Source organism: Nocardia sp. No.11, from assembly GCF_038752175.1.
Classification (GTDB): domain Bacteria; phylum Actinomycetota; class Actinomycetes; order Mycobacteriales; family Mycobacteriaceae; genus Nocardia; species Nocardia canadensis.
On the sequence record NZ_JBCGFB010000008.1, the window covers coordinates 24,579 to 37,330 of the forward strand.

General features: G+C 65.6%; 8 protein-coding genes. All 8 read left to right on the forward strand.

Going from position 1 to position 12,752, the window contains the following annotated elements:
• Positions 1 to 26: 26 nt before the first annotated feature.
• The 8 genes from V8688_RS04395 to V8688_RS04430 all read left to right on the forward strand — a co-directional run bounded on the left by V8688_RS04395 (position 27) and on the right by V8688_RS04430 (position 12,728).
• Positions 27 to 1,376, forward strand: a complete 1,350-nt coding sequence (locus tag V8688_RS04395; protein ID WP_342800213.1) for a SagB family peptide dehydrogenase — start codon at positions 27 to 29, stop codon at positions 1,374 to 1,376.
• Positions 1,377 to 1,469: 93 nt separating this feature from the next.
• Positions 1,470 to 1,976, forward strand: a complete 507-nt coding sequence (locus V8688_RS04400; protein ID WP_342800214.1) for a YbaB/EbfC family nucleoid-associated protein — start codon at positions 1,470 to 1,472, stop codon at positions 1,974 to 1,976.
• On the forward strand, positions 1,973 to 2,290 hold the full coding sequence (locus tag V8688_RS04405; protein ID WP_218719422.1) for a type VII secretion target: 318 nt from the start codon (positions 1,973 to 1,975) through the stop codon (positions 2,288 to 2,290). Before V8688_RS04400 ends, V8688_RS04405 begins: the two co-directional genes overlap by 4 nt.
• Positions 2,291 to 9,484, forward strand: a complete 7,194-nt coding sequence (locus V8688_RS04410) for a toxin glutamine deamidase domain-containing protein (protein WP_342800215.1) — start codon at positions 2,291 to 2,293, stop codon at positions 9,482 to 9,484. It abuts the gene before it with no gap.
• 26 nt (positions 9,485 to 9,510) lie between these two features.
• Positions 9,511 to 10,041: an SMI1/KNR4 family protein gene (locus tag V8688_RS04415; RefSeq protein WP_342800216.1), complete on the forward strand. Its 531-nt coding sequence runs from the start codon at positions 9,511 to 9,513 to the stop codon at positions 10,039 to 10,041.
• 14 nt (positions 10,042 to 10,055) lie between these two features.
• Positions 10,056 to 10,355, forward strand: coding sequence for a hypothetical protein (locus tag V8688_RS04420; RefSeq protein ID WP_342800217.1), 300 nt, complete (start codon positions 10,056 to 10,058; stop codon positions 10,353 to 10,355).
• Between the two features lie 334 nt (positions 10,356 to 10,689).
• Entirely contained in the window at positions 10,690 to 11,928 is a 1,239-nt protein-coding gene (locus V8688_RS04425; RefSeq protein ID WP_342800218.1) for a hypothetical protein, read from the forward strand.
• Positions 11,929 to 12,227: 299 nt separating this feature from the next.
• The gene (locus tag V8688_RS04430; protein ID WP_342800241.1) at positions 12,228 to 12,728 is read left to right on the forward strand and encodes a DUF3558 domain-containing protein; all 501 of its coding nucleotides are present in this window, start codon (positions 12,228 to 12,230) and stop codon (positions 12,726 to 12,728) included.
• Positions 12,729 to 12,752: the final 24 nt, after the last annotated feature.

Genomic DNA, 12,752 nt, shown 5'->3' on the forward strand with positions numbered 1-12,752 from the left:
ACGTTCGACCCAGCAAGGACTGCGCTGTGCTCGCCTCCACATATCCCGCCCAGACCCGATTCTCGCTGCGCGCCGGAGTCACCTGCCTCACCACCCCGGCCGGGGCGGTGCTGCTGAATCCGCCGCGCAACGTGAAGCTGACCGGGCTGGGCGCGGGCGCGCTGCAGGCGTTGAAGACGCTGAACCAGGGCCCGGCCACGGCGGCCGAGATGTCGACCGCCGCCGCCGGTGACGACATCACCGGGCTGATGCGCAAACTCACCGACGGCGGCTGGCTGGCCGTCACGGTGCGCGACGGCGGCCGCGACCTCTACAGCATCCGCCCGTTCGCCGAGCCGGCGCCGCGTCCCGAGGTGCCCCTGCCGACCTGGTCGGCGACGCTGTCGAAGTTCGCCGTCCTGCACCGCGACGCCCAGGGTTTCGTGCTCGAGCACCCGCGGGCGTGGTGCGATCTGCGCGTCCACGATCCGCGGCTGCTCGCGCTGCTCGACGGCCCGATGGCGGCCGACTCGCCGGTGCCCGCTGCGGTGAAGTCGCAGTTCATGGCCGATCTCCAGTGGTGCGGTTTCCTCGTCGACGGCGACGAGGAGGAGCACGAGTTCAGCACCCGCTCCTGGAGCGCCCCCGACCTGTGGTTCCACCGCCGCAGCACCCTCGGCGCCCGCACGGTCACCTGGGACGACTTCGGCCCGACCCGCTGGGCCGACGGCCGCTTCCCCGAATTGCCCGCCCGCCGCGCGCCGTTCGCCGGCGAGCCGATCGCCCTGGCCCGCCCCGACCTCGACGGCCTGCGCGCCGCCGACCCCAGCCTGACCGCCACGCTCGAGGATCGCGTGTCCACCCGCGCCTTCGACGACGCGGCCCCGATCACCGCCGACCAGCTGGGCGAACTGCTGTTCCGCAGCGCCCGCACCCGCGCCGACGGCTCCCGCCCCTACCCCTCCGGCGGCGGCGCCTACGAGCTCGAGATCTACCCGGTGATCCGCAATGTCGCAGGCCTGGCCACCGGGATGTACCACTACGACTCGGCCGACCACGTCCTGCGCCCGGTCGCCCCCGCCGACTCCCCCGCCGTCCAGAAGCTGCTGAAATCCACCTCGGCCACCCTCGCCGGCGGCGCCGAACCCCAGGTCCTGCTGCTGGTCTCGGCCCGCGCGGGCCGCGTCATGTGGAGCTACGAGCAGGTCGCCTACGCCAATATCCTCAAGCACGTCGGCGTCCTCATGCAGACCGTCTACCTGGCCGCCACCGCCATGAACCTCGGCGTCGTCGCCCAGGGCTTCAGCGACACCGCCGCCTTCGCCACCGCCACCGGCCTCGACGAACTCGAGGAATGCAACGTCGGCAGCATCATTGTGGGCTCGCGCACCGCCTGAAACTCCCGCGAGATCCATCTCACCTCCGGGGAACCGTCGGCGGGTCCGGCGCGTCCAACCTTTCGACGTACTTCCTATCGGATCGAGGGGTTCATGAACGAGGACTGGTCGGCGCCGACCCGTGCGGCGAACGACGCGTTGCGCGCGCAGATCGACGCGATGCTCGACTCGTTCACCGCCGACAAGTCCGCGCTGCTCGACGCCCAGGCGCGGGCGACCGAAGCGGTCAGCGCGTGGTCGGCCGATAACCTGGTCCGGGTCACCGGCACCATCGCCGGTGTCAGCGAAGTGCACATCGAGCCCGACGCCTTCAAGCGCTCGACACCGGATTCGCTGGGCCGCTCGATCACCGAGGCCATCACCGCCATGACCATCGAGGTGCGGCAGATCCAGGAACAGGCGATGGCACCCATCACGGATCTGGCCGGACAGTTCCCCGACCTCCCAGACTTGGTCCCCGGCGCCGTCAGCGTGAAAGACCTGATCGCCCAACTGACTTCGCCACCGGCCACCGAAGACCCCGAACCCCCACGCCGCCTCGTCGAGGACTCCGACGACGACGAGGGCGACTACTTCCGCAACCGGAGCTACCTGCGGTGACACTGGAAGTCGACCCGCAGGCCCTGCGCGCCACCCAACCGTCGTTCACCTCGGTCGCCGACACGATCACCACCGCGGCGGCCGCGCTGGCGCGCGTGATCGCCGACGAAGGCGAATGCTGGGGCAACGACGAGATCGGCCAGGCGTTCGCCAAGAACTACACCCCTGGCGTCGATTCCGGGCAGCAGGCCGTGACCGGATTGGCCACGGTGATGACCCAACTCGGCGCGAACCTGGTCACCATCGCCACCACGCTCGAAGCCCAGGACGCCGGCACCGCGGGCGCGCTCGGCCAAACCACCGGAACCGCCTGAATGGGCATCGAAATCCCCGATGAACTGCAATGGGTGGCGAAATGGATTCTCGGCGCTGGTGATTGGCCCGAGGGCGACGAGACCGCGATGCGCCGCGTCGCCGACGCCTGGACGAGCATGGCGCGGACGCTCGACACCGTCGACGACAACGCCGCGGTCGCGCTGAACGCGGCGCTGACGGCGCTGGCCGAAGGCGAAACCCACACCACCGTCGCCGCTTTCCGCGACAAACTGCTCAACGGTGACGCGGCGACGTTCGCCGCAGTCCGGAAATGGTGCGAGAAGCAGGCCGAACTGCTCGACGACGGCGCCAACGACATCGAGCACACCAAGCTGGTGATCATCGGCACCATGATCATCACCGCGGCCGAACTGGTGGTGGCCGGATTCACCGCGTGGACCGGGGTCGGCGCGGTGGCGGGCGCCGCGGCCAGGGTCGCCGGTCAGATCGCGGTCCGGGTCGCGATCAGACAGTTGATCGCGCGCATGCTGACCCGCGGCGCCGCCAAAGCCGCCGCCCGGCTCGCCTTGCGTGGCGCCGCCTTCGAAGCCCTGGAGGAGGGCGGCACCGACCTGTCCGCCCGCCTCATCCAGCTCTCCAACGGCGACCGCTCGCTGTCGAAGTTCGGCCTGACCGATCTGGGCCTGGCCACCTTCGGCGGTGCCGTCGGCGGCGCGGTCGGCGGCCTCCTCGGCGGCGGCACCGGCGCTCTAGGCGACCTCACCTCCTCCGCCACCGGCAAGCTGGCGGGCAAGGTGGTCGGCGGTACCGTCACCGAACTCGGCGCCGACGTCTCGGCCCAGGTCGCCGCCGCCGGCGTCGGCGCCGCACTCCTCGGCCAGGAATTCAAGCTCGACATCGGCCTGGAAACCTTCACCAGCGCGGGCGCCGGCGGCGTGCAGAGCACCATCGAATCCGGCGGCCACGGCGACCCCGCCACCGCCCCCGCCGTCCCCGAACTCGACACCGAGGCGCCCGAAGCCACCACGCCCGGCGACGACGCGGCACCGAGTGATCCCGGTGCGACCACCCCCTCCGGAACCGACACCGAACCCGACGCCACCACCCCCGCAGGCACCGACACCGAGCCCGGCGCCACTACTCCAGCCGGCGTCGATACCGAGCCCGCCGGCATCAATCCGGCCGAAACCGATGACGGCGGCGCGAATTCGCCCAACGGCGACGCGGAAGGCGCGACGGCCCCTGCCTCCACCGGTGACCCCGACTCACCGCCCGACGATGCGCCCGCCCCACAGAACAACGCGCCCGAGATCCCCGCCGCCGAGATCTCCTCATCTGATCCGAACAACGGTGTTCTGGCCCCCGATGACTCCACACCGTCCACCCCTGACGACTCCGCGCCGTCCGACCCGGACAACTCGGTCCCATCCACGGAAGACTCGGTGCCGTCCACCCTCGACGACAACGGCCCCACAGGCCCGAATCCCGCGGAAACCGCACCGTCGACGAATCCCGACAATGCCGCCCCGACCACCGACGACGCCCCACCATCGAACCCGAACAACGTCCCCGCCGAGGCCCCGCCCACCGACGACACCGCACCGTCCGATCCGAACGACAACGGCCCCGCCTCCGCAGAAACGACCACCGACCCCACATCGGACCTGCCACCGCAGTCCCTCCCGACCGACGCGAACCCAACGAACGACCCTCCCGTACAACAGGTTCTGACAACGCTGTCCCCGGATGCCCAGAGCCAACTGGACACGACGACAACGGCGAACCCACAAACCCAGCCGACCACCACCGACACATCGACCGCCGCCACCACGACCACGACCACTCCGGCCCCACCAACCGGAACCCCCACGCCCACAACAACTGCGGCACCGCCCACCACCACACCGTCGTCCACCCCGACGACCCCCACGCCGCCGCTGGCGCAGACCCCGGCCTCCACCACACCGACACCATCACCGAGGTCGACCACCACACCCCCGGCAACCAGGACCGCACAGTCCACGACGCCACCCGCGCCGAACCCGTCGAATACCAACCCACCTTCCCCCGCCGACACCACCCGGCCGACCTCAGCCGATTCACCGACAGTGGCGACGGATAGCCCGGACACCTCGGCATCCGCGTCGCCGACCACCACCACTCTGCCGACGGATCCGGCAACCGCCCCCGCCACTACCCCGTCCCAATCGCCGACACCCACACCAACTCCCGCCACGTCGGACCAACACCCCGAACCCGGCCACAGCCCAGACGCCCGTCCACTGCGCGACTCGTTACGCAACCTGCCATCCCAAGACGGGCACACCACCACGGTCGACACCAACCGGAAACCCGCCAACTCGCGCCCACCCGCGTATCGCATCCGGCGCTTCCAGGTCGGCAATCGCTGGGTCTCGGTCGCGACGATCCGGGCCTACATCCCGAACGCGCACCTGATGACCCAAGCCGAGCTGAACCAGGAGCTCGAATTCGCGCAGAGTGTCCTCGACTCCACCTTCAATCACGCGCAAGAACTCCGCGGCGGCGATCAGTTCCTCGTCGACGTCGAATTCACGACCGATCCGAACACCGCCTTCCGCCTCAACACCCAGCAGCACCCGTTCGACCTCGCCAACGACCTGCGCGACCACCTGGGACTGCCACCCGGCAAACCCGACCAGCCGCTGAGCGACAACGATCTCCGCGCGATCAGCAACGACATCGCCCGCGCCAACACACCCGCCCGATTCAGCAACCCGTCAGACAGCCGGGTCATGGCACCGAATCGGCTCGAGCCAGTCGAACAGGCACGGTTCCAGCATGAGGTCGAGGACCCACTCCGAAACGGCAATTCCTTTGTCGTGGGGGCTGATCCGCGCACGAACCCCTACGGCCGTTCGATCAACGACGGCGGCCCGACCGTCCCCGGTCGAAGCAACAATTGCCTCGACTGCTCGCTGTCGGCGCTGTCGTCGTTCTACGGTGTCCCCCAGGTATCCGCGCCGCGGTGGCCGGACGCTTTGCCCGACGGCAGCCGAGACACCCGGTCGGGCGAAGTCGGCGGCACAGCACGTGCGGAGGCCTGGCTCGGCACCACACCGCGGCACTTTCCGGGTGCGCCGATCCCCGCGCAGTTCCAAGCCCTGCACGACCAGATAGCGGCGATGGGCCCCGGCTCCTCGGCGCTCGTGATCAACACCTGGCAAGCATTCGACGCGAACGGTCCGAAATTCAATCCGGACGGCTCGCCGGAAATCGACGGCGCACATGCCACAGTCATCGTCTACCCGCCGGGTGCGAGCGGACCGGTGTGGTGGGATCCGCAGTCCGGCCAGACCTTCGATGCGCCACCTGCCCACATGGTCGCAGAGTCCTGCGCCCTGCGTTTCTACCCTGTCGACGCCAACGGAGGACCACACAATGCCGGAGCAAGTTCACACACCGGAACAGGCCCGACAACTGCTGGCCAAGGTCTTCGGGCCGAACCGGGAGTTCCGGATGATCGAGACCAGACACGGCTGGGTGGGTCGGGGGATCCTCACCCAGGAGGAACAAGCCCAGGGCATGGGGCTCGGCCAAGGGAACTACGTTCTGAACAAGCACACGGGGGTGATCACGGGGCATCGGAGCCTCCCGCCACGAATGATCGGGGAGGAATTCGACCAGGCGATCGAAACGGGCCAGCAGGTACAGGGCTTCCAGGTGTGGCCACCCCTGCACCGAATTCACCTGCGGAAGGCCTTCGAGGACCCACAGACAGTGCAATACCAGGTCCACGTGACCCAGCTGGATCACCCGAACGATCCGGGAACCACCCAGCTGGTCACGATCAACAAGGAGACCCTGCACTTCCAGCCGAGCGGCGGGCCCCTGTCGGAGGCGACAGCCTGGGCGGAGATGCTCAGCCGGACAACGGGATCGTGGCCGACCGAGGAGACGATCGAGCGGTAGCCGACCAGTCCCCTACCGCCGAGGCACCAACCGAAACCCCCAGCACCACAGGCGCTCCCGCGACCACGGCGGCGCAGCAGGTGAGCCCCCAGGCGGTGCCGATCGCAGGAGAGCCGAACACCGGCGGAAACGTTGCGCCCTCGACCGATGTCACCGCGATGCCACCCACACCCTCATCGGTCACACCGACGCCTCAGCAGGTGCACCACGCGAACCAATCGCGCGCAGCCCGCGAAGGTCTACGCAATCAGCAGCCCGACGGCGGGGTGCGGCCGGTCACCGACGAGAACGGCCGTCGACGCTTCACCTGGGGTCGATACACCAGCGCGCTCGGTGTCCCGGTCTCCGTCCTGCGGATCAGCGTCGCCATCACCGGCGCGGGAAACCTCGACCCGGCAACCGTCGCCGCCCTGCTCGAGCGGACCCAGCTCGCCGTCGACCTGTACTTCAACGGTGGTCTCCGGCTGCTGTCCGACGATTGGATGATGGTCGACCTCGTCCCGGTCGGCGGACCTGCCGACATGACCATCGACCTCGACCCAGCCGATCCCGGCAGCGTGGATCCCACCGCCGATGTAGACGCTCTCACCGCGTTGTCGCGGCAGCAGCTCGGATTGCCCGACGGCACCGACCTGGATCCGAACGACATCCGCGAGCTGAGTAACAGCATCGCGCGCGCCAATACCCCAGCGCCGTTCGACGGGCTCGGCGATACCAGGATCGAAGGCGAGCACTTGCTCGACAGCATCGAGCACGATGAGTATCAACACGACGTCGAGGACGCGCTGCGCGACGGCAACCGGTTCCTGGTCGGCGCCGATCCCCGGACAAACGACTACGGCCGGCTGATCAATGATGGCGGGCCATCTCAGCAGGGTCGCAGCAACAACTGCCTCGACGGATCGCTGGCTGCGTTGTCGTCGTTCTTCGGCAGACCGGAAGTCGGAGCGCCGCGTTGGCCCGATATCGGGAACGACGGGTCACCCGATACCGACAGTGGCGAAATCGGCGGCCCCGATCGGGCGGCAGCATGGCTCGGCGGTAGCTGGCAGTTCGGCGGCACCGACCAGCCGATCGCGCAGCAATTCCAGGCTCTGCACGATCAGATCCGCAGCATGGGTCCGGGTTCGGCCGCGCTCGTCGTCAACAGCTGGCACGCGTTCGACCAGAACACGGGACAGTTCAAATACAACGCCGACGGAACACCGACGGTCGAGGGCGCGCACGCCACCGTCGTCGTCTTCCCGCACGGTGCTACAGGGCCCGTATGGTGGGATCCCCAGCATTCGACCTTCTCCGACACACCGCCACTCGATCTGACCGGACAATCGGTCGGCCTGTGGTCGATTCCCCTCGACCCGCAAGGAGCGCCATATGCCGGGACCACCGCTGCTCACCACGGAACAAGTGCGGGAATACCTGGCGGAAGCGTTCCCGACCCGGACCTTCGCGGTGACCGAGTTCCAGCACGGGTGGGTGTGCCGACCGGAGCCGACACCGGAACAGACAGCGACGGGCCAGGCCCTCGGCCTGACCAGCTACGTGCTGAACAAGCAAACCGGGACGGTGACAGTCCACGGCAGCCTGCATCCGATGACGATCGGGCAGAACTACGACCGAGCGATCGAGACCGGTCAACCTATCCAGGGCAGGCAGATCTACCCGAAGCGCCACCGGGCGACATTCCACCGCACGGACGAGAACGCCACGACGATCACCTACCAAGTGACAGTGACGTCGCTGGAGAACCCCACCCAGCCACCCCAGACCTACCCGCTGACATTCGACAAGCAGACCCTGAAACGGACTCACCGCGGACCGATGGACTCCCTGGTGATCTCGAAGGCGAAGTGGCTCAGCCGTCCGGACCAGAACTGGCCGATGGACGGGACGATCGAGGACTAGACGAGTCGGCAGACGGCGAACCCGCGGCCGACGACGCGTTGACGGGTGGAGCCATCCGCCCGCGTGACGACGCGGCCGCATTCGACTGGGCCGAGGACGCCTACTCCCGGTTCCGCGCCGATGACAGCGATATCGATGAGATGGCGCAGCACCTGGCAGACCACCCTCGCGCGGACGGTTCCTACTTCACTCGCGACGACCTGGAACGAATCAAGAACCACGTGTTCTGCACGTCGCACCCGATGGTCGACTACGACGGCAATACCGTTCACCAGCGGTTCGATGCCAACCCGGACATGGCCGAAGCATGGATCAGGCTCCGTGCCGGTCGGCCGCTCCCGGCAGATATGGTGCTTCTCGAACACGAGCTCGCCGAATCGGCCTATATGCAAGCCAACTCTGGATCGACCTACCAGGAGGCGCATGCCCACGCGAACACTCACCACAATTGGTCCCGAGACGTTCCGCCCAGCACCGGGGAACGGTACGACACACACTGGGGAGACACGAATGGCCCTGCTGGTCTACTACAACCAGATCAGGAACGATCCGAACGAGGTGGAGTACCAGTTCGGGGAGACCAGGGACAATCTCCACCGGACCCTGGTCATCGACAAGACGAGCGAAGCGGCCCTACCCGGCCAACCGGAGGACGCGATCTTCCGAACGACAGTGGGCCGGATCGTGCACCGCGCCCGCCGCGAGAAGGAATGGCCCAGGAACGGCATGATCGCGTCCTAGACAACATAGATCGCGAAGTATCCACTGCGGGTCGGCAGGAGCCTTCAGGCCCGTCCCCGGAGAATCGCGCCGATAGTCAGCCGGAATCTGCCACCGACGGCACGGCCACCCCGCCCAACGGAACATTCCAGCAGGTCGAGGCGACTGACCCCGCAATCTCCGACCTCGTAGAAATGCAGCGCACTGTTCGGCGAGCTGCCCGAGTAGGCTGGCGAACAATGGGTGGCGCATTAGAATATTCGGTCGGTAGCCTGTCTGGCGCGTTCGCAGGGTTCAGCGGCGAGAGCCGCGTGGAGGAGAATGCACCGAGGGGGACAAGCCTTCCCGAGGTCGCACCACCCGCCAGAAACAACGCCATCGTGCCGAATCCCATACCTGAACTCGGATTTCGGCCGAATGATGCCGAAACCAACTTGCTCGAACATCTATTCGATCGGATTCGAAACCAATATCCGCTCGACGAAAGCAACTTGAACCCCGTAAGCGGAAGGGTTCGGTTGTTCTCCGAGCATCAGCCGTGCACGTCCTGCGACCCGACAATCAGAACGTTCATGGCAATGTATCCGAACGTGCAGGTGGATGTGTATTACGTCCTACCATATCCGCCGATTCGGCGGGATCGTCCAACGCTGTGATAAATCTACCGAGAGGTGCCGGTGCCATGGGCTTCATGCCAGCAATAGTTGAGCCGCTGATCGCTGACGGATACGTGACACGGGAATCAATCAAAGGCTGCTCCGAGCAACAGGTGTCGGCCCTGATGTCGGCTCAAGGCGTCGATACCCTTCCTGCCAGATATGTAGAGTTCCTGAGGTTCGGCGGCAAGAATCCGTACTGGCTCAGCCAGGATGCCGAGTGGGATCTCGGGTGGCTTCTGGAGGCGAAAGAAGTCGCACGCGAAATAGTCGTCGATGACTACGGTTCAGATTTCACCCCCTTCGAGAGGGCCTTCATTTTCCAGACACACCAGGGGTACATGTTCTACTATTTCACAGCCGAAGACCTCGGCCAGCCCGACCCAACCTTCTGGATATTCAATGGATCGAGGCCGATCAAGAATAGCGAAACAAAGTTTACCGACTGGATTCGGAAGCTAGCACAAAGCCTCCCCGAGACCGTCGATCTCAGGAAAAGACTGTACGGCTCATGGACGATCCCCGAGCTTGGGCCGCTGCCCGGCGATGATCAATAGCTCGAGGTGACATGATGGAGCCCGACATGCGCGCACGCGGCAATGCTGCACCGGCTCCGCCGACGTACACGTGGACATCTACTTCGACTGAGAAAACGCTGACGGAGCACTACACGGATCTTCGGGACCTGCTCGGCCAAAGACTTTCTCCACTGGGACGCAGTGGCGGCGAGCTCGGTCTATCCATCCTGGACAATGGCTGTCTAATCGGCGACTGGACTGCCGACATCTACCTTTTCGGCCGAACATTCACCGAAAGGATGGACCTGATCATCCGAAGATACCAAACACCAGAATGGCTTATGAAATACTGATTCCGGTGCGAACACGATCAGCGTGTTGCAGCGACAGCATTTTACGGTGACGATAGTGGCGATATATCTGGTTGTACGACTCGCTGTAGAGACCGACGCAGAGGTGACGTATCATTTCGGCGGGGCGGAGCATCGGTTCGAGCGTGAGCTTACGATCCGCAAGGCGGACTACTCGGTGAGGTTTGCCGACGGGAAGGAAGATCCCATCGGGGTGATGGCGGCAGGATTGGTGATCGGTCGTCACCGCGCCGGGGGTGAATGGGCGCGAGTCGCGAGCCGACAGTCTTGAGCGCGCTCGGGCGTTGTTCTTTGTAGTCACAATGAGGGAACACCGATGAAAACTAATTGGGATGAAGTTGTCGAAGCGGTCTACTATCGCATACAGTTCGAGCCGAAACTGGACGATTCCATCGTCGATTGGATCGCTCGCCTTCTGGTGAACAATCCGTGCAGGAATCTCACTCCACCACAGGAATACGACGCAATCGCTCGCGGGGTACTGTTCGGCGAGCCATTCCCGGCGTCGATTCCTACGAGACACACTACCACGGAACTACGGGACTTTCTTTCGAAGATCGTGCGCCGGATGGATGAGATGCGACCGTGGCCACAGCCCGCAGTCACATCGCTACCGGATAGCGAACTCCCCCGCTTCTCGAATGAATCCCCTGCGGCGGAAATCGAAATCACGGTCGATGAATTCCAGCAAAGAATATACCGTACGTTCAAGCCTCATCCCAAGGGCGGATTCTACCTTCTTCTCGGTATGCAAAACGGCGCTGTCATCGGGCTGTTCGCACCACCGGACCGGCAGCCCGTGTACGCAATGGTGACCGGAACATACGCAAGCAATGAAACCGACATATACCAACTCATCTTGGCGATAAATATCGCACCGAGTCGCGTGACGCGCATGGTCCTCGACAGCCGTGGCGGCGACTATCTTTCCGTGCTGGAGGGCCGAGACCCGCGCCGACCGCCAGTTCCTCCGTGGCTGACAGAAGTGAATGACTCCATATCGTTGCCATCCGACCCTCGCCTGCAGCGAGCGGCGGTGACGTCGCGAGAAGAAGCACAAGCGCTGTTAGGCAAAGTGTTCGCGCATGGCCGGGAATTCCGGACGCTGGAGTGCAAGCACGGCTGGGTCGCCCAAGCAATCTTGACGGATGCAGAAATCTCGAGTGGCGCTGGGCTGGGGCTGGGGAACTACGTGCTGAACAAGAAGACCGGCGCCGTGACGGCGCATGCGAGCCTGCCTTCCACCATGATCGGCGAGCAGTTCGATGCTGCGATCGAGGCTGGTGAGCGGGTGGCTGGATATCAGGTCTATCCCCCGCTCCGACGCATCCACCTGCAACGAGCCTCGGAGGACTCACGGAGCATCAGTTACCGCGTCGAAGTCGCTCGCTTGGACCGACCCGGTGAGCGGATGACCATCCAGCAGGTCAAGATCGTCAAGAGCACGCTCGGCTACACCCCGACGGACAGCGTCTCGAGTCACGTGGTGGCCTGGGCGGAGATGCGGCATCGAACGACCGGGGTTTGGCCGATGGAGGGAACGTTCGACCAATAACAGTTCGAAGCGGCTGGGGTGGCGATTCGTCGGTATCCGCGTTGGGAGTTGGGTGCGGGTCCGGAGTAGGCACGGTCAGGGACGTTCACGGGCTGCCGCGAGGAGGTTGTGTTCGGGGCAGGTGGGTATCCGTATGGTCGTCGGGGATGGCGGACAGCTGCGGTCGGGATGGAACCGGTCGGGGGTTGGGTGCGTCTAAGGATGTAGTGGCGGGGAACTGTCGCGTCTGACCAGGTAGGAGAGCTGTGCGAGGCGTTGTGGTGGTGCGGGCGCTGGCCTGTGGGCTGGCTGGTGTGGCTGTGCTTGCTGGGTGTGGGGATACCGAGCAGGGGGCCGGCGCGCCTACGAAGGCGGGGGCGACCGAGGTGTTCAACCCGTGTCGGGGGGCGCTGTCGGATGAGGTGCTGCGGAGCGTTGGATTGGACCCGACGACGAAGCTGGTCACGACTGATCCACCGAGTGGAGTGTCCGCATGGCGAATCTGCGACTGGGCACCGACCGATGATCGATACGGTTCGGGCCGCCGTATGGTCGGTGTCGGCTCGACCAGCCACACGCTCGACCAAGCCAGGGAGAAGGACGGCGTCACCGTCATCCGGGAGACCATGGTCAACTCCCGCCCCGGACTGGTCTCGAAGGAGAACAGCACTCCCGACATCTGCTACGTGTCATTCGAGGCTGAACAAGGCATGTTCGAAGTGACGGCAGCCTGGCTGAGTACTGAAGGGCCTCGAGTCGGCGATCTCTGTGACATGGCGGGGAAGTATGCGGCAGCGCTAGAGCCACACCTGCCGAAGTAGATACGGGGAGGGTATGGAAATGAC